15 protein-coding genes and 3 tRNA genes are annotated in these 17,504 nt (G+C 72.8%); 11 read left to right on the top strand and 7 right to left on the bottom strand.

Going from position 1 to position 17,504, the window contains the following annotated elements; genetic code table 11:
• Positions 1-103 precede the first annotated feature (103 nt).
• Both ACIQTP_RS06560 and ACIQTP_RS06555 read left to right on the top strand, forming a co-directional pair.
• Complete coding sequence (locus tag ACIQTP_RS06560) at positions 104-1,366, top strand: AAA family ATPase (RefSeq protein WP_403396871.1); 1,263 nt, start codon at positions 104-106, stop codon at positions 1,364-1,366.
• Positions 1,363-2,607, top strand: coding sequence for a VWA-like domain-containing protein (locus tag ACIQTP_RS06555; protein WP_403396869.1), 1,245 nt, complete (start codon positions 1,363-1,365; stop codon positions 2,605-2,607). Before ACIQTP_RS06560 ends, ACIQTP_RS06555 begins: the two co-directional genes overlap by 4 nt.
• Before the next feature lie 76 nt (positions 2,608-2,683).
• Here the strand turns inward: ACIQTP_RS06555 and ACIQTP_RS06550 are convergent, their stop codons facing one another.
• Positions 2,684-3,676: a DUF3048 domain-containing protein gene (locus tag ACIQTP_RS06550; RefSeq protein ID WP_403397290.1), complete on the bottom strand. Its 993-nt coding sequence runs from the start codon at positions 3,674-3,676 to the stop codon at positions 2,684-2,686.
• A 164-nt stretch (positions 3,677-3,840) separates the two neighbouring features.
• The gene (locus tag ACIQTP_RS06545) at positions 3,841-4,911 is read right to left on the bottom strand and encodes an ATP-dependent DNA ligase (RefSeq protein WP_403396866.1); all 1,071 of its coding nucleotides are present in this window, start codon (positions 4,909-4,911) and stop codon (positions 3,841-3,843) included.
• Positions 4,912-4,985: 74 nt separating this feature from the next.
• Here ACIQTP_RS06545 and ligD point away from each other — a divergent pair, with 74 nt between their 5' ends.
• Positions 4,986-6,008 carry a non-homologous end-joining DNA ligase gene (gene ligD / locus ACIQTP_RS06540; RefSeq protein ID WP_403396865.1) on the top strand — a complete coding sequence of 341 codons (1,023 nt, stop codon included), beginning with the start codon at positions 4,986-4,988 and terminating at the stop codon, positions 6,006-6,008.
• A 124-nt stretch (positions 6,009-6,132) separates the two neighbouring features.
• Here ligD and ACIQTP_RS06535 read toward each other — a convergent pair whose 3' ends face one another.
• From ACIQTP_RS06535 to ACIQTP_RS06525, 3 genes are all read right to left on the bottom strand, one after another.
• Positions 6,133-6,441, bottom strand: a complete 309-nt coding sequence (locus tag ACIQTP_RS06535) for a hypothetical protein (RefSeq protein WP_403396863.1) — start codon at positions 6,439-6,441, stop codon at positions 6,133-6,135.
• On the bottom strand, positions 6,441-6,638 hold the full coding sequence (locus tag ACIQTP_RS06530) for a hypothetical protein (RefSeq protein ID WP_403397314.1): 198 nt from the start codon (positions 6,636-6,638) through the stop codon (positions 6,441-6,443). The genes ACIQTP_RS06535 and ACIQTP_RS06530 overlap by 1 nt, the downstream gene beginning before the upstream one ends.
• A gap of 95 nt (positions 6,639-6,733) precedes the next feature.
• Positions 6,734-7,624 (bottom strand): hypothetical protein, encoded by an 891-nt coding sequence (locus tag ACIQTP_RS06525; RefSeq protein WP_403396861.1) that lies wholly within the window; start codon positions 7,622-7,624, stop codon positions 6,734-6,736.
• Positions 7,625-7,774: 150 nt separating this feature from the next.
• Between ACIQTP_RS06525 and ACIQTP_RS06520 the strand changes: the two genes are divergently transcribed.
• Positions 7,775-8,812, top strand: a complete 1,038-nt coding sequence (locus tag ACIQTP_RS06520) for a LacI family DNA-binding transcriptional regulator (RefSeq protein ID WP_403396859.1) — start codon at positions 7,775-7,777, stop codon at positions 8,810-8,812.
• Positions 8,813-8,864: 52 nt separating this feature from the next.
• On the opposite strand, the gene ACIQTP_RS06515 is transcribed toward ACIQTP_RS06520, so the two are convergent.
• Together ACIQTP_RS06515 and ACIQTP_RS06510 are read right to left on the bottom strand one after the other, a co-directional pair.
• The gene (locus ACIQTP_RS06515; protein ID WP_403397288.1) at positions 8,865-9,530 is read right to left on the bottom strand and encodes a TetR/AcrR family transcriptional regulator; all 666 of its coding nucleotides are present in this window, start codon (positions 9,528-9,530) and stop codon (positions 8,865-8,867) included.
• A 303-nt stretch (positions 9,531-9,833) separates the two neighbouring features.
• A complete protein-coding gene (locus ACIQTP_RS06510) occupies positions 9,834-10,625 on the bottom strand; it encodes a VOC family protein (protein ID WP_403396857.1) in 792 nt (263 codons plus the stop codon).
• A 233-nt stretch (positions 10,626-10,858) separates the two neighbouring features.
• Here ACIQTP_RS06510 and ACIQTP_RS06505 point away from each other — a divergent pair, with 233 nt between their 5' ends.
• The 7 genes from ACIQTP_RS06505 (at position 10,859) to ACIQTP_RS06475 (ending at position 17,499) form a co-directional block, all read left to right on the top strand.
• Positions 10,859-11,107: a WhiB family transcriptional regulator gene (locus ACIQTP_RS06505; RefSeq protein WP_403397286.1), complete on the top strand. Its 249-nt coding sequence runs from the start codon at positions 10,859-10,861 to the stop codon at positions 11,105-11,107.
• A gap of 108 nt (positions 11,108-11,215) precedes the next feature.
• Positions 11,216-11,287, top strand: a tRNA-Ala gene (locus ACIQTP_RS06500).
• 30 nt (positions 11,288-11,317) lie between these two features.
• Positions 11,318-11,389, top strand: a tRNA-Glu gene (locus ACIQTP_RS06495).
• A gap of 28 nt (positions 11,390-11,417) precedes the next feature.
• A complete protein-coding gene (locus ACIQTP_RS06490) occupies positions 11,418-12,752 on the top strand; it encodes an SDR family NAD(P)-dependent oxidoreductase (RefSeq protein WP_403396854.1) in 1,335 nt (444 codons plus the stop codon).
• Entirely contained in the window at positions 12,746-13,948 is a 1,203-nt protein-coding gene (locus tag ACIQTP_RS06485; RefSeq protein WP_403396852.1) for a ribonuclease inhibitor, read from the top strand. Before ACIQTP_RS06490 ends, ACIQTP_RS06485 begins: the two co-directional genes overlap by 7 nt.
• A 9-nt stretch (positions 13,949-13,957) precedes the next feature.
• A tRNA-Trp gene (locus ACIQTP_RS06480) sits at positions 13,958-14,034 on the top strand.
• A 96-nt stretch (positions 14,035-14,130) separates the two neighbouring features.
• On the top strand, positions 14,131-17,499 hold the full coding sequence (locus ACIQTP_RS06475; RefSeq protein WP_403396850.1) for a hypothetical protein: 3,369 nt from the start codon (positions 14,131-14,133) through the stop codon (positions 17,497-17,499).
• Positions 17,500-17,504 lie beyond the last annotated feature (5 nt).

Here is a 17,504-nt window from a genome sequence, read left to right as displayed (position 1 = left end):
GCCCACCCGGCCACCGAGCATCTACCGGCCACCCACGAAGCACCCACCGAGCACCCACAAGCACCCACCCACTCGTTCCGCCACGACCCAAAGGTAATGAAATATGCCCACATGTACACCGTTCGCTGCGACCGACATCCCTTCCGACCCGGCCCCCGTCTCTCAGATCGACGTCGCCGGCGCGTTGCTGGCCCTGCTGCGTGACGCCGGCACCGAACCGCGCCCCGACATCCAGCTGGAGGCACTGACGCTGGCCGTGGCCGCCGACCTGCCCGTGCTCCTGTGGGGTGAGCCGGGGATCGGCAAGACCGCGGCCCTGACACAGCTCGCCGCGGCCCTGGACCTCCCGCTGACCACCGTGATCGCCAGCGTGCACGAGCCGTCCGACTTCTCGGGACTGCCCATCGTCGGAGACGATCCCGCGCAGCAGGGTGTCCCGATGGCCCCGCCGGACTGGGCCGTGCGACTGGTACGGGCGGGCCGGGGGCTGCTGTTCCTGGACGAGCTGTCCACCGCGCCACCGGCCGTCCAGGCCGCCCTGCTCCGCCTCGTCCTGGAGCGGCGGATCGGCGCCCTGCAACTGCCGCCCGAGGTACGGATCGTGGCTGCCGCCAACCCGCGGTCCTCGGCCGCCGACGGCTGGGAGCTGAGTCCTCCTCTGGCCAACCGGTTCGTGCATCTTCAGTGGACCCACGACCACGAGGTCGTGGTGCGCGGCCTCGGTGGCACGTGGCCGCGGGCGACACTGCCCCGGCTCGACCCGGCGCGGTTGCCGGAGGCCGTGGACTTCGCCCGCCGCGCGGTGTGCGGGCTCCTCTCGGCGCGGCCCGGGCTCGTGCACCGGCTGCCCAGCAATGAGACGCGCCGGGGCGGCCCCTGGCCGTCGCCCCGAAGCTGGGAGATGACCCTGGGCCTCATCGCCTTCGCCACCGCGGCCGGCTCCTCCCGGGAAGTGCTTTCCCTGCTGGTCAGGGGCACAGTGGGGGACGGTCCTGGGCTGGAACTGCTGGCGAGCCTGGACCGGATGGACCTCCCGGACCCCGAGACGCTGCTCGCCGACCCGGCGGGTGCCGAGCTGCCCGAGCGGGGGGATCTCCGCCAAGCCGTGCTCGACGGTGTGGTGGCCGCGGTCCGTGGGCGTCCGGAGAAGTCCCGCTGGGACGCGGCATGGGCGCTTTTGGTGCGGGCGCTGGAGACCGGAGCCCCGGACCTGGTGGTCGTCCCCGCGACCACACTCGCCTCGCTGCGTCAGGAGGACTGGGACGTTCCGGCAGCGATCGAACGGCTCGCCGGAGCGGTGTCCCTGTCCCGGCGGGCGGACCAGGCGGCGGTCCGGACCGCGGCTGCCGCGAAGGCCGGCCGATGACGGCGCCCGCGTCCGCACCGGGGACGCTGGACCTCGACAAGCTCTTCGCCGCCCGGCTGCACGCCGCCCGGGTCCGGCCCTACCTGGCCACGGCGCTGTTCGCCCTGCACACCGTGGAGTCGCGGCGCGTACCGACGATGGCCGTCGACCGGCACTGGCGCTGCTATGTCTCGCCGGCGTTCGTGGACCGGACCCCGGTGGAGGAACTGGCCGGGGTGTGGGTGCACGAGGTGTCGCATCTCCTGCGCGACCATCACGGGCGCGGGGACAGGGTCGCGCGGGAGCGCGGGCTGACCGGCCCGGGGGAGCGGCTGCGGATGAACATCGCCGCGGACTGCGAGATCAACGACGACGCGTTCGGCGACGGACTGCTCCGGCCCGAAGGCGTCGTCACGCCGGAGTTCTTGAAGCTGCCCGAGGGACAGCTCATGGAGGACTACCTGCACCAGTTCCACCTCGGGGCGCTCACCCAGAGCCTGGCCTGGCTGGACTGCGGAAGCGGCGCCGACGGTCTCGAACGGGAGTGGGACCTCGGCCCGGACGGCGCGCACGGCCTCAGCCCGCAGGAACGGGACGCGGTCAGGTTCCGGGTGGCGCAGGGCATCACCGCCCGTCCGGGAGACACCCCGAACGGGTGGCGGCGGTGGGCGGACGAAGCGTTCCACCCGCCGCAGCCGTGGCGCGAGTTGCTGGGCGCGGCGGTCCGCTCGGCGGCCTCCAGCTCCGGCGTGGGTGAGGACTACACATACGGCCGGCCGTCGCGGCGCTCGGCCGGGGTGCCCGGCGCCGTGCTGCCGAGCCTGCGGCGCAGGCCGCCACGGGTCTGCGTGGTCATCGACACCTCCGGGTCGGTCAGTGACGCCGAACTGGGCAGCGCGCTCCTCGAGGTCACCGCCATCTCCCGCGCCGTGGGCGGCCGCCGCGACCTGGTCACCGTGGTGCCCTGCGACGCGGCGGCCCCGATCGCGCACCCGCTGTGCCGTGCCGAGGGAATACCGCTGGTGGGCGGCGGGGGTACGGACCTGCGCACGGGCTTCGCCAAGGCGCTCCGGGCGCAGCCCCGACCGGACGTCGTCGTGGTCCTGACGGACGGGCAGACGCCGTGGCCGGACCGGCCGCCGTGCCGGACGGTGGTGGGTCTGTTCCCCCGGGAGCCGGCAGCCGGGTCGGGGGACGAGGACGATCCCGACTACGTACCGGACTCACCGCCCGCGTGGGCACGAGTGGTGGTCATCGGGTAGGCCCTCGCCGACCGATGGGCCCGCGAGCCCGATAGCCCGACAAGTCCCGTCGCCCGCCGCCGTCACGGCTTCGTCGTCATGCCTTGGCGAGGACCACCCACACCTGCCCCTTCGCGAAGTTCATCGGCCCACCGTCGGTGGTCGTGAAGTCCGTGCCGTCGCCGGCGGTCGGACGCTTCCAGTCGACGTCGAAGACCTTGCCGTCGCGCAGCACCTTCGCCGTCCCCGAGCCCACCGTCTCCGTGTACGGCGTGTTGTTGCCGAGGACGTCGTGGTACTTGGAGTTGCGCACCTTCACGTACTGCACGACCACGGTCGCGGGCGCCACCCGCTTCCCGTCCGTCGTCACCGTCGGCGTCCCGTCCATCGACACCAGCCAGCGGTGCTTGCTCGCCGACCAGGCGAAGGTGAAGCGGGCCGCGGGGAAGCGCACGGTGCGGGAGGTTTCCGGGCTGCCGCCCGCCGGGGCGGCACCGAAGTGGAACCCGGTGGTGAGGGCGGCGGCCCCCGGCGCGGAGTGCATGAGCTGCTGCGGGTGCAGAAAGAGGTTGTGGGGGGCGACCTTGGAGGCACTGCGGTAGTACGCGCCGGAGCCCTGGTCGGCCGACACCGCGTGCAGGGGCGCCTTGGCGATGACCGGCAGCAGCTTGTGCTGGGCACCCGAGAAGGCGAGCGTCGGCTTGTCGAACTGGCGCAGCAGCTCCAGGTCCGACTCGCGCGCACTGCGCACCGGCCCGACGGCCTTGGGCAGCTTGCTCGCGTAGATGGCCATCAGCCGGCTCAGACCGCCCTCGACCTGCTCCGCGTAGACGACGTCCGCCGCGTCGAGACCCGTTTGAGGGCGCGCCGCGCTCACATTGTCGATCTTCACGGCGAGTACGGGACCGGCACCGGCGGCACTGGAGGGGCTCTGGGCCGGTCCCGTCGCCTGCCCTTGGCTGCGGCTCGGCGCCGGGGCGCGTCCGTCGTCGGTGGCGCCACTGCCCGAGGAGCAGCCCGTCATCACAGAGCCCGCCGCGGCGACGGTCAGCAGCGCCGCCGTCATCGCGCCGCGCCGCGTCCGCGCCATCTGTCGCTTGCTCAACGTGCCACCCTGTCCCGTGCCATCGATTGTGCGCTCATAGGTTCATCGGTGGCCATACCCGCCCACTTCTGTTCGCGCGCGCCGAGTTGGGCCGATCAGCCCCCTTATTGGACCGATCGGACCGCGGGTCGGTTGTGCGGGTGACGAAGTCAGTTCTGCGGGCCGAGGATCTCCGCGAGGTCGTACCCGACGGGCTCGTCCAACTGGCTGTACGTGCAGCTCTCCGCGGTCCGGTCCGGGCGCCAGCGGCGGAAGCGGGCCGTGTGCCGGAACCGCACGCCGTTCTCCATGTGGTCGTACGCCACCTCCGCCACCCGTTCGGGCCGCAGCGGCACCCAGGAGAAGTCCTTCTTCGTCGACCACCGGCTGGGCGCGCCCGGCAGCCGCGCGGACTCGTGCGCCGACTCCTGCGACCAGGCCGCCCAGGGATGCCGCTCGACGTCCTCCATACGCAGCGGTTCCAGCTCCTCCACCAGCTGTGCCCGCTGCTTCATCGGGAAGGCGGCGCTCACCCCCACGTGCTGGAGGGTGCCCCCGTCGTCGTACAGACCGAGCAGCAGGGAACCGACGACGGGCCCGCTCTTGTGGAGGCGGTACCCCGCGACGACGACGTCCGCGGTGCGCTCGTGCTTGATCTTGAACATGGCCCGCTCGTCCTGCCGGTAGCGCAGGTTGAGCGGCTTGGCGATGACCCCGTCGAGGCCCGCGCCCTCGTACTGCTCGAACCACCGCTCCGCCACCTCGCGGTCCCTGGTCGCCGGTGCCACATGCACCGGGGCCGTCACCCCCGACAGCGCCCTCGTCAGCAGGGCCCGCCGGTCGCCGAGGGGTACGTCGAGCAGCGACTCGTCGGCCAGCGCCAGCAGATCGAAGACCACGAAGGAGGCGGGAGTCCTCTCCGCCAGCATCCGCACCCGGGAGTCCGCGGGATGGATGCGCTCGGTGAGCGCGTCGAAGTCGAGCCGGCCCTCCCTGGCGATCACGATCTCGCCGTCCATCACACAGCGCTCCGGCAGCCGCTCCCGCAACGCCGCCACCAACTCGGGGAAATACCTGGTCAACGTCTTGCCGGTACGACTGCCGAGCTCGACCTCGTCGCCGTCGCGGAACACGATCGCGCGAAACCCGTCCCACTTCGCCTCGTACTGCATGTCCGGTGGGATCTTCGCCACGGACTTGGCGAGCATCGGCTTCACGGGCGGCATCACCGGCAGATCCATGCTTCGATTCTGCGGCGACATGATGCCTTTCGCCCGGTGTGCGAGGCGAGCGCGCTGGGCCTACCGTGGCTCGCATGGCCGATGCGGTGGAACTCGACGCAGCCGGGAGGACCGTACGTCTGTCCAGCCCGGGCAAGATCTTCTTTCCGGAGCGCGGCTTCACGAAACTGGACCTCGCCCAGTACTACCTGTCCGTCGGCGAGGGCATCCTGCGCGCCCTGCGCAACCGCCCCACCACCCTGGAGCGGTACCCGGAGGGCGTCACGGGCGAGAGTTTCTTCCAGAAGCGGGCGCCCAAGAACATGCCCGACTGGATTCCGACCGCTCACATCACCTTCCCCAGCGGGCGCACCGCCGACGAGATGTGCCCCACCGAGGTCGCGGCCGTGGTGTGGGCCGCGCAGTACGGCACCCTCACCTTCCACCCTTGGCCGGTGCGCCGCGACGACGTCGACCACCCCGACGAACTCCGCATCGACCTCGACCCACAGCCCGGCACGGACTACGACGACGCGGTGCGCGCCGCCCATGAGCTGCGCGAGGTCCTGCACGAGTACGGCGATCTGCGCGGCTGGCCCAAGACCTCCGGTGGCCGCGGGCTGCACGTCTTCGTCCCGATCGCGCCGCGCTGGACCTTCACCCAGGTCCGCCGGGCCGCGATCGCCGCCGGGCGCGAACTCGAACGCCGGATGCCCGACCAGGTGACCACCGCCTGGTGGAAGGAGGAACGCGGCGAGAAGATCTTCGTCGACTACAACCAGACCGCACGGGACCGCACGATCGCCTCCGCCTATTCGGTACGGCCCCGCCCGCACGCCCCCGTCTCCGCGCCCCTGCGCTGGGACGAGGTGGGCGAAGCGCATCCCCGGGACTTCGACCTGGCGACCATGCCCAAGCGCTTCGCCGAACTCGGTGATGTGCACGCCGACATGGACGACCACGCCTTCTCCCTCGAAGCGCTCCTGGAGCTGGCCAGCCGCGACGAACACGACCACGGTCTCGGGGACCTGCCGTATCCCCCCGAGTACCCGAAGATGCCGGGTGAGCCCAAACGGGTACAACCGAGCCGAGCCAAGCGCGAGGACGGCAGGGCGTAGGCCCTGTCCCGTCCGTCGTTGTTGCTCCTGCGTGGCCTGATCCGTCGGACAGGCTCTGGCGGACCGGGGGCACTCCGAGGCCCGCGCCGGGGGGCGGTCGGCGGCCGGCCGTGGTGTCACCGTGTCACCCGTCGAGCGCCGCCACGAGGCGACGGCAGTCCCTCAGCAGCGCCTCGTCGGAGGCGACGTCGTAGCGCACGTTCCCCGTGGAGTCGTCGTTGCGGTGGCGGCGCGGCGAGGCCAACTCCCGGCGTATGAGGGGCAGCGCGGGTGCCGCGGCCGGACCCATCTCGACCAGGCAGGCCGCCGTCTCCGGGCGCCCGGCAGGGGCCGACGTCCATGCCTCTATCAGCACCGGGAGCACTTCGTCGGCGTCGCCGGTCACCCTCCACAGCGCGACGGCCGTGCGGGCAGCGCTGCCGCCGGCTGTCATCAGCTCCCGCAAGCGCGGCGCCAGCGGGGCGGCTCCCCCTGGTGGTGCACCGCCCCGTACATCCCGTCCAGCGCGATGTCCCGCCGGGCCGGGTCGTCCGAGGCGAGACCCCACAGCAGCTCCGGGACGTCCGTCGCCGAGTCCGTATAGGCGTGTCCCATCGACGCCCAGTCGACATCCTCGATCCCCGTGAACACATGAACCTCCCCCGTGGCCAGTGGCGTACGGCTGCCACTGATCACAGCATGCCGCACGCCACTGACAACGGGTCCCGCAGCACCGGGAGGGTGCTTCAGAGGGCGCTGATGTCCAGCACCCCCCAGTCGCTGGAGGACTCGTTCCGCACGTAGAGACGCGGGCCTCGGCAGACGACCCGGTGGTGGCGGCCGAGGTCAGCGCCGTCGGGGCGGAGCAGGCGGCCGAGCGCGACCTGTTCCACCGTCTTCTCGGTCAGACGGCAGTCGACGATCCGGTCGGGTTCGCCGTATGGGCCGAGGAACACCACGCGGTCGGCATGGACGGCGAACGCGTGCGCACCCCGCACCGGGTTCGCGCGGGCGCGCACCACGCGGTTGTCGCGGATCTCCAGGAGGGGGAAGTCGGTGTAGGGACAGGCCCAGACGGCCCGGGTGCCGACGTTCAGGGCGTAACAGTCGCAGATCTCGCCGTGGCCAGGACCGGGCTTGTACGCCCAGAGCGGGTCGCCGGTGCCGCTCCAGCGTCGCAGGCCCGGCCAGCTCAACTCGTCATCACCGAAGACGCCTACGTCGAAGTAGCCGACCCAGATGTCACCGGCCTCGTCGACCAGGAGATCTGCGATGGCGTCGCCCACGCGGAAGACGTGCGAGGTGCGTCCCAGGACGTCGAACACCTGGACATGCTCCTCACCGCGACGGCTGCGGGCGTTCGCGAGGACGAAGCCGCCGTCCGGCAGCGCGTCGAACCGGGTGAACCGTGCTCGCACCGCACTGAGCTGTGTCTCGTACGGTCGCCCACCCTCCTCGACCGTGACGACGAGCGCGTCGTACGGATTCTCGCGGAGGTGGTCGGGCGGTCGCTCGGTGAGCAGCCAGTGGACGCGTCCGTGGGCGTCGACCGTGCTGTGCAGGACATGCCGGTCCCTGTGGACACGCGGGAGACGGGCGTACGGAGCCAGGCGGGTGGCCGGGCGGTCAGGCGACATGGGCCTTTCTCATGGTCATGGCGTGATCCTCGTCCGGGGGAGCTGCCCGCGCAACGGACTTTCGGCGGGGTGGACGCCGGTCGGGGAGCGCTCTCATCGCGTGTTGCCTGGGGCTATCCTTCTTGGCAACCGCCGAGGAGGAGCCCTGAGGTGACCGAGACAGCGTCGCGACCCACGCTGGAGGCCGTGGCCGCGCGGGCCGGGGTCTCACGGGCCACCGCCTCGCGCGTCGTCAACGGCGGTGACGGAGTGCGTGAACCGCTCGTCGAGCGGGTCAGACGGGCCGTCGAGGAGCTCGGCTACGTCCCCAACCAGGCCGCCCGAAGCCTGGTCACCCGGCGCCACGACGCCGTCGCCGTCGTCATCGCCGAACCGGAGACCAGGGTCTTCGCCGACCCCTTCTTCGCCCTCCAGCTCCGCGGCATCAGCAAGGAGCTGACCGCGCACGACTCGCAGCTCGTCCTGCTGCTCACCGAGGGCCGCGACGACCACGCGCGCGTCGGCCGCTATCTCGCCGGCGGCCATGTCGACGGCGCGCTCGTCTTCTCGCTGCACCTCGACGACCCGTTGCCGGCGCTGATCCACGGCGCGGGCGTGCCGACCGTGTTCGGCGGGCGCCCCGACTGGGGCGACGGCGCACGGCGGGCCGTCTTTGTCGACAGCGACAACCGGGGCGGCGCCCGCGAGGCCGTACGCCATCTCGTCGGACTCGGCCGCACGCGTATCGCGCACATCACCGGCGCCCTCGACCAGACGTCCGCGGTCGACCGGCTCGACGGCTTCCGGGACGTCATGGGCGACGCCGATCCGGGGCTCGTCGTCGAGGGCGACTTCACGCCCGCGGGCGGCGAGCGTGCGATGCGGGAGCTGCTGGAGCGCCGCCCGGACGTAGACGCGGTGTTCGCGGCGAACGATCTGACGGCCTCGGGAGCCCTGCGGGTGCTGCGCGAGCGGGGGCGGCGGGTGCCGGACGACGTCGCCGTGATCGGCTTCGACGACATGCTGCCGGTCGCCGAACAGACGGACCCACCGCTCACGACGGTCCGTCAGGACATAGAGGAGATGGGCCGGTTGATGGCCCGACTGCTGCTGCGGGACCTCGATCGCCGGGCGGGCAGGCAGGAGGCGGACGGCGGCCCGCCCGGCGTGGTGCTGCCGACGACGTTGGTACGGCGGGTTTCCGCGTAGGACCGTCCCCGTGGCGCGCCCGCCCGCTCTGGTTCGCCTCCGTTCGCTTCCTTCAGTCTCGGTGCGGTCCCAAGTTCCCCAGGAACATGCCGAGTTGGGGTGCGGTGAGCGACGGCTCGGGCAGCGGGACGGCGGTGGGGGACGCACGCAGCCCGTCGAGGAGGAGGGCGAGCGGGCGGCGCCAGGCGTCCGGAGCCGTGCTCGTGAGGGCCGGGACGGCGCGGCCGAGTACGGCCAGCGCGACGAGGAAGTCCTCGGTGGTGAGATCGTCGCGGACCGTGCCCTGTTCGCGGCCGCGGCGCAGGAGCACCTCCACCGTCTCCCGGTTGTGGGCGTGCACGGAGTCGAGGGAGTGGACGCCCTCCAGGTGGGTGGTCATCAGGTCGTTGGCACCGCGGTCGGCGGCGAGGCCCTCGAAGACCTCTTCGACGTACCCCAGCAGGCCCGTCCAGGCGTCTTCGGCGGTCCGGGCCCGGTCTCCCGCGTCCATGGTCTGCGTGAGCGAGTCGCGGAAGACCGCGTCGACCAGTGCGGCGCGGCTGGGGAAGTGCCGGTAGAGAGTGGCGTTTCCGACACCGGCCCGGCGGGCGATCACATCGAGCGGTGCGTCCAGGCCCTGTGCGGCGAACACCTCGCGAGCCGCCTCGACCAGCAGCTCGCGGTTGCGCCGCGCGTCGCGCCGCCGCACCGGATCGGGCCCGTTCACGTCGACCTTCATCATGTCGCCTCTCGGAAGTACCGGGGAGCACTCCCCGGAACTGATGGTATCGTCGAATCGGGAACCGGGGAGTGTTCCCCGTTTTCTGGGGGAGGAGGCGGGGCGTGACGCTCGCCGTTCGGATGCCGGGCGGCAACGGGACGTTTCGCGGGGCGAGTTCATGGATCGCCGGAGTCGCCGGGGGTGCGGAGGCCCTCGGTACGGGGGCTGAGGGTGCTTTCCCGGACGGGGGTCCGGCGGCTCCGGTCATGACGGGGACGGTGGGGCCCGCGCGCATGGGCCCCACCGACTCGCCCCGTGTGTTCAGCTCTCCCGCGTCGCGCTCTTGATGACCGCGAAGCGCGCCCCGTACGGGTCGGCGAGCTTCGCCATGCGGCCGACGCCCTCCAGGTCCGTGGCGGGCATGCGGACCGTGCCGCCGAGCTCCAGGGCCTTGCTGACGGCGGCGTCCGTGTCGGTGACCTCGAAGTACGGCAGCCAGTACGCGCCCGACTGAGCCTCGGTCGGGTCGTCGGCCAGCGGGACGACGCCGCCGAACATGTCCGACTCCTCCGCCCCGGCGGGGTTGATACAGGTGTACGTGCCGCCGGGGAACGAAGCGGCCGAGGTCTCCCAGCCGAACACGGAGTTGTAGAACGCGGCGGCCGCCGGCTCGTCCGCGGTGTAGAGCTCGACCCAGCACAGCGAACCCGGGTCACCCGCCACGTCGATGCCCTTGGTCAGGGCCGGCTGCCAGATACCGAAGGGCACACCCGCCTCGTCCCCGAGAATCGCCATGTGACCCTGGCCCATGACATCCATGGGCTGGACGATCACACTGCCGCCGGCCTGCTCGGCCGCCTTGGCCGTGGCCTGCGCGTCGGGGCTCTGGAAGTACACCGTCCAGGAGGGCGGCCCCTGCTCCGCGGTGGTCTGCATACCGCCCGCGGCGGTCTTTCCGGCGAGCTGGAAGAAACCGTAGCCGCCGGCGTCGGGCCCTGCCGACTGGAACCGCCAGCCGAAGAGGGCGCCATAGAAGGATGAGGCGCCTTCGATGTCGGGAGTGCCGACATCGAGCCAGTTCGGAGCGCCGGTGACAAAGCGGGTGGTGAGCATGTTGTGCCCTCCTTTGAGGGGTCCCGTTGCCTGTACTGCCGAGTCTGGCACCGCCCACTGACAATCGCTGCCAGGACTCCCACCGCGGGCAGGAGAGACCATTGCGATTACCCTGGGTGATCAGTTATGTTTGTTTTGTTTTCATACTTTGCGGCGAGTCGCCCGGCACCTCGGAACGTGGCGTTGATCCCGCGTTGATCGAACGTTTTTCGCCGCGCGGCACGATCCTCGTCATGCACACCGACACCATGACCCCGGCCGACTCCGCCTGGCAGGAGCAGGCGTTGTGCGCGCAGACCGGGGCCGAGTTCTTCTTTCCCGAGCCGGGCAGCTCGGTGCGTGAGGCAAAGCGCATCTGCGGGATGTGCGAGATGCGCTCCGCCTGCCTCGAGTACGCGCTGGACAACGACGAACGCTTCGGCGTCTGGGGCGGCCTGTCCGAGAAGGAACGGCTCGGCCTCCGGCGCGCGGACCAGAATTGACTCCTGCGACGCCGAACTGCCCCCTACGACGCCGAATTCGACCCCGGGACCCCGCCGTAATTCGGTGGGGCGACCCGGTGCGCGGTGGTTAGGATCCCCGTGGCGCACCCGGGCGTAGAGCAGAGGCAGACTCGCCGCCTTGGCAAGGCGGACACGCCGGTTCGAATCCGGTCGTCCGGGCTGCGTCCGCCGGATGGACCGGGACAGCAGGGTCCTGTAGAGCAGAGGCAGACTCGCCGCCCTCTCAAGGCGGATACGCCGGTTCGAATCCGGTCAGGACCACGGCGGCGCACACGCGGGGCGGGGACACATGGGTGACGGCGGCGCGATCACGCGGGACGAACTGGCGGCATTCCACCGTACGGTCGGCAAGCTGCGGGCGCTGCCCGTCGACGACCCGGTGAGGCTGCGCGCCGAACAGGTCGCCGCGTCCTTCGCGCGGGACGGGCGGGTGCGCAGGCGCAAGGTGCGCGGCGCCGAACTCTCCGCCGCCGACGCGGCCGTGATGGCCGCGACCGCGACGGGAGCGCTCGACCGGCGGGAGGACGCGCCGCTCGACCGTCCCGGGGGCGGCGGCGTCTTCGTGAAGCCCCGTTCCTGCTATGTCTGCAAGACGTCCTATCGACAGGTCGACGCCTTCTATCACCGGCTGTGCCCGGACTGCGCCTCGGACAACACCGCCCGGCGTGCGCTCACCACCGACCTGAGCGGCCGCCGCGCGCTGCTTACCGGAGGCCGGGTCAAGATCGGCTTCCAGCTGGCCCTGATGATGCTGCGCGACGGCGCCGAACTCCTGGTCACCAGCCGCTTTCCGCACGACACCATGCGTCGCTTCCGCGCCGAACCGGGCAGCGCGAAGTGGCTGGACCGGCTGACGGTGCTGGCGGTGGACCTCCGTGATCCGCGCCAGGTACTGGGGATCTGCGCGCAGTTGAGGCAAGAGGGTGAGCCCCTCGACATCCTGGTGAACAACGCCGCGCAGACCGTGCGGCGGCCCGCCGAGTCGTACGCGCTGCTGGCCGCCGGGGAGCGCGCCGGGCTGCCCGAAGGGGCTCGGGAGGCGCCGGGATTCACGCCGATACGGGCGCTGGCGAGTGGCCCCTCGGCGCTCCCCGCGGCGTTGCGGGAGGCCGACGAGGCCGGGCTGCTGCCCGACCCCTCCCCGGAGAACTCCTGGTCGGCCCGGCTGGGCGCACTCGACCCCGCCGAGGTCCTGGAGACCCAGTTGGTCAACGCGCTCGCCCCGGCGCTGCTCTGCGACCGGCTGCTGCCCCTGCTGCTCGCCTCGCCCCACCCGCGGCGATATGTCGTCAACGTGACCGCCGTCGAGGGCCGCTTCGCCGTACGCAACAAGATGGCCGGCCATCCGCACACCAACATGGCCAAGGCCGCCCTCAACATGCTCACCCGCACCAGCGCCGCCGAACTCGCCGAACTCGGCGTACACATGTGCGCCGTCGACACCGGCTGGATCACCGACGAGAACCCCGCCCCCAAGAAGGAGCGGATGGCGGGCGCGGGGTTCCGCACCCCCCTCGACATCGTGGACGGGGCGGCCCGGGTGTACGACCCGATCGTGCGGGGCGAGGCGGGCACACCCGTGTCCGGGGTGTTCCTCAAGGACTACCGGGAGGCGGAATGGTGACCGATCCGGAGCGGCGGCCGGACCCGCGGCTCACCGGCGTACCGCCGGTCGTACCGCGCCCCTTGGCCGAACTCGCCCCGCTGCTCGACTGGTTGCGCGACGGCCGTCCGGCCGGCGAGCGGCTGGACTTCACGGCCGGTACGGCGCTGCCCGACGGGCGGCTCGACCTGTGCAAGCAGGGACTCGGAGCGCGGGGCGCGGCCCTGGTCGCCGAGGCCCTCTCCGAGATGTCCGCCGTCTCGGACAGACCCTCTCCCGTACGGCATTTGCTGCTCGGCACCGACGGGCTCGGCGACGAGGGTGCCGCCGTGGTCGCCGCGCGTGCCGAGGTCGAGACGCTGTACCTCGGCTGCAACGGGATCACGGCGGGCGGCGCCTGCCGCATCGCCGACAACCTGCGCGCCTCGCCGCGGGTCGTCACGGGCGTCTGGCTCAAACGCAACCCGCTCGGCAGCGGGGGAGGGCAGGCCGCGGCCGAACTCGTCGAGGCCGCACGGTCGTTGCGCACGCTGGACCTCGTGCAGACCGGGCTCGACGCGACGGGCGCCGTCGTCCTCGCCGATGCCCTGCTCGCCGCGACGGAGAACGGCCGCCGCATCGAGCGGCTGTTCGTGGGCGGCAATCCGCTGCGCGAGGCGGGTGCGGTGCCGCTGTCCGCGCTGATCGCCGGGGGCGCGGTCGACGAACTCTACGTATCCGCCGCGGGGTTGGGGGACGCGGGCGCGCTGCGTCTCGCCGAGGCGCTGACGCGGGCACCGCACGGAAGGCTCGCCCGGCTCTCCGTCGCCAGCAACGGCATCGGGCCGAGCGCCGCCGCCCGGCTGGTGGCGGCGGCGACCACGGCGGGGGCCGCCCTGCTCGACCTCGGGCGGGTGCGGGCGGCCGCGGTGCTCGGCGCCGCCGACAACCGCGTCGACCTCACGGCGGCCACCGACATCGCGCACACCCTCGCGAGCGCCGAACACCGCCTCACCCACCTCGTCCTCGCCCACACCGGTATGCGCAGCCGCGAGGCCCATCGTCTGCTCGACAGCGCCCCGCACGCCGCGACCGCGACCCGGTTCGTGCTGGGACAGTCCATCGCGGCCAGTGTGAAGCGGCGCCTGGACGCGCTCAGCGCGCACCTCCCGATGCCGTCGGTCCCCGCCGACGTCGCCGCCGTACGCAGCGTCCACCGCACGGCGCCGCTAGGCTAGGCCTCAAGGGCGGGGCCGTAGCGCAGAGGCAGGCGCACCTGGTCTCCAAAACCGGAACACGCTGGTTCGAATCCAGCCGCCCCGCCCCCCTTCCCCTCAGGGTTTCAGGTGATGGCCCCGGCCCGCCGGAGCGCACCGGGAAATCGGTACGCCGCGCGCACTTCAGCAGGCACAATCCCCTCATGGATCGCACCCCGCAGCGGCACGCCGAAAGTCTGCTCAACGCCCTCGACCCGCTGCCCTTCCCCCAGCGCATGCGCGAACTCGCCCTGCGGGTAAGGGAGCCGGCCCCGCTGCGGCCCATGCTGGAAGAACTCGAAGCGCGCGGACCGTACGAACGGGGGATCGCCGTCGTCGCGGCCGCCGTCGGCCGTGACGCCGAGTGGATCGCGGACCGCATCGCCGACCCGGACGCCTTCGTGCGCGGACAGGCCCTCCGGGTCGCGGACAGCCTCCAAGTGCCCGACTCCGCCTACGAGTCGGCGCTCGACGACGCCCCGGAGGCGGTCCGCAGGGAGCTGTTGCGCGCGATCGTCGTGGGACGGCGCACCGCACTGGCGGACCGGCTGCTGCCGGGGCTGCGGCGGGACTGGGGCGACGCGGAGGCGGCCCGCCTGCTGCCGGGCTGCGCGCCGGAGACGGTCGCCCGGCTGCTGCCCGAACTCTTCCACGCCGTCACCGGCTGGAAGACCCTCGCCAAGCGGCATCCCGGCACCCTTCTCGACGTCGCCGAAGGCGAGTTGGCCGCGCTCCCCGAGGCACTGCGGGACACCTGGTGGGGCCGGTACACCCCGGGCGTGGCCGCCACGGTCGCGGCGGAGCCGCTGCGCGTGCTCGACCTTCTCGAGTGCTTCGGGCCCGCCACCCTGCCCCTCCAACTGCACGACCATTTCCCGCGGTTCGCGGCGGCCGACCCGAGCCGGCTGCTGCGACTGCTGCTCACCCCCACCGGATTCGCCGCGCGCCGCTACCGGTCCCTGAGCCCCGCCGTGCTGCGCAGGCTTGCCCGTTCCGACGCGCCCGAACTCCCGGCGTTCAGCAGGGTCCTGGCCGACTGGGGTGATCTCGCGCCTCTCGTGAAGGCGCTGCCGCCGGCGCGACGCCACGCCTTTTACCAGGCCGCGCAGGAAGGCCGCGGAGCCGGAAACGTCACCATCGACGCGATCATCCTCGCGGTGCTGCCGCGCAGTTGTGTCGCCGAGGAGGCTCGACGCATGGCCGCCGTCGCACGCGAGCGCGGCGCCCTCTGGAGCTCCCTGCTGCTCGCCGAGTCCTTCCTGCCCGTCGCGGAGGCGCGCGCCCGGCTCGTCGAGGCCACCCGCCGCCCGGCCGCCGAAGACCGCGCCGAGGCCTGGCCGTTGCTCATCCACAACGCCGCCCGCTCCGGCGACAGCGCGGCCGTCACCTCCGTACTGGAGGAGATGGGCCGGCTGCGCAACGAACACGACCCGGTGCGCTCGGCCGCGCTCGGCGCACTGTCCGGGGTGCGGCCCGCGCTGTTCACCGAGGACGCCGAACCGCACCTCGACCGCATCTCCGCGGACGCCGTCGAGGCCCGCGACTCCTCGCCCGCCACCCGCCAGAACCTCAGCCACCTCGCCCTGTCCGTACTGCGCGAGCACGCGGCGGGCGGACAGCGAGCGTTGGTGAACTGGGCCCTGCGCACCCTGGTCCGGATTTCCGGCAACACCGGTGCCGCCGACCTCGGCCGTCTCGACACGACCCTGCGGCGCGGCCAGGAGCACCAGGTGTACGAGGCCCTGCGCCCCTGGATCGAGGCGGGCGCCGAAAAGGCCGACTACAGCCTCGCGTTCACGCTCGCCCGCGCGGTCGGGCGGCGCGCCGCCGGCATGCCCGAACTTCAGGAACTCCTCTGGCAGGCCGTCCGGTACGGCAATGACGCGACCCTGCGCCACGCGGTCGAACTGTGGCTCGAGCCGGCCGAGACCCGCGACGAGCGGGTGGCACGCGTCCTCGCGTTCGAACCGTCCGCGGGCGCGCTGTGGCCCGTCCTGCGGATCGTCACCCGGCGCCGCACCGATCTGCTCGACCCGCTGCTCGCCGAGACTCCTCCGTACGGCCGCCTTCTGACCAAGGGCACCCCCTGGACCGTGCCGGTGGACCGCGACATACGGCGCTGGGTGCCACGCCAACAGTGCGCGGTGGCACGGCAGTTGGCGCACCAGGCGGAGGACGTCGCGCTGCCGCTCTTCGAGCGGGCCGCCGCCGTCGCGCAGGGCGCCCTCGTCCCGGGCCGCGGCGCCGATCTCGTACGCCACTGGACCGGGTCCCCGGACGTGCTGCTCGCCGAGGCGGCGCTCGCCGCACTCGCCCGCACGGACCGGCCGGCCGACGCGCTGCCCGAGCTGCTGGCGCACGCGGGTGGCGAGCGGGCGCGGGTCGCGGTCTACGCGGCCACGCAGGCATCCCGTTACGCGGCACCCTCGCTGCTGGCCGCGCAGCTGCGCGCGGTGCTCTTCGCGCCGCGTGCCAAGGTGACCAGCCGCAAGGAGGCCGCCCGGCTCGCCGCCGTACGGCTCCCGATGCCGCGGGCTGCGGCGCTGCTGACCGAGGCGTACGCGGCGCCGGGCGCCCATGTCGACGTCCGTGCCGCCGTCGTGGCCTTCGCGGGCGGTCTGCTCGCCGAGGAACCGGTCTGGGGCCTGCTGTGCGACGCCGCGGGCGCCGCACCGGTGCTCCGTACCGCGATCCTGCGCGTCACCCCGCTGGACCTGCCCGAGCCCCACCGTGAGCGGTACGCCGGGCTGGTCCGCGACGTGTCGTCCACCGACGACCCCGAGACCGCCACCCTCGCCTTCGACGCCCTGGCCCGCTGGGCGCCCTGGTCCCCCGAGTCGCCGACGGTCCTCGCCGACGCCGTCACCGATCTGGCGGGACGCGTCAGCTGGCGCGCGGCGGCCAACGGTCTGGTGACCGCGGCGGCGGGCTCACCACGTGGCGGCCGGGGCCTTCAGCAGGCGCTGCGGGCGTTGGCGGAGGCGGAGACGGGCGCAGCGACGGAGGAGGCCGGCCGCGCCGATGCCGACGAGCGGCGCGACCGACCTGCCAGGCGGCGCGTCGACCACCTCGTCGTGCGCCTCGCCCAGCAGGCCAGAACGGCCCCGGGCCCCATCCGGCCCGCGGCCCTCGCCGCCGGCGAGCTGCTCGCCGGGTACGACGCCTTCGTACCGCAGGCGGCCGCGATCACGGCGTTCCACCTGGACCTGAACGCGGAACCGGGGGACCTGCGGCGCCTGGCCGCTCTCACCGAGGGACGCCCGGCGCTGGCCGCACGGACGGCCCAGGAGCTCGGGGAGCGACTGCGGCGGCAGGCACACGAGGGGGATCCCGACGTCCTGCTGGAAGTGGTGCGGCGGCTGGGCGCCCACGGTGGGCACGGTGAGGGGCTGCTCGCGGCGGCCGTCACCGGGGCGATCGGCGTCCGTACGGGCTGGGCCGCTCCCTGGCGGGAGCGGCTGAGAGCACTGCGCCGCCACCCGGTGGCCGACGTGCGGGACGCGGCGCTGGACCAGGTGACGGCGTACGAGTGAGGCGG

Source organism: Streptomyces sp. NPDC090798 (assembly GCF_044768965.1).
In the GTDB taxonomy this organism is placed as follows: domain Bacteria; phylum Actinomycetota; class Actinomycetes; order Streptomycetales; family Streptomycetaceae; genus Streptomyces.
Note: the sequence above shows the minus strand (reverse complement) of the source record. Positions and strands in the feature narration are given on the sequence as shown.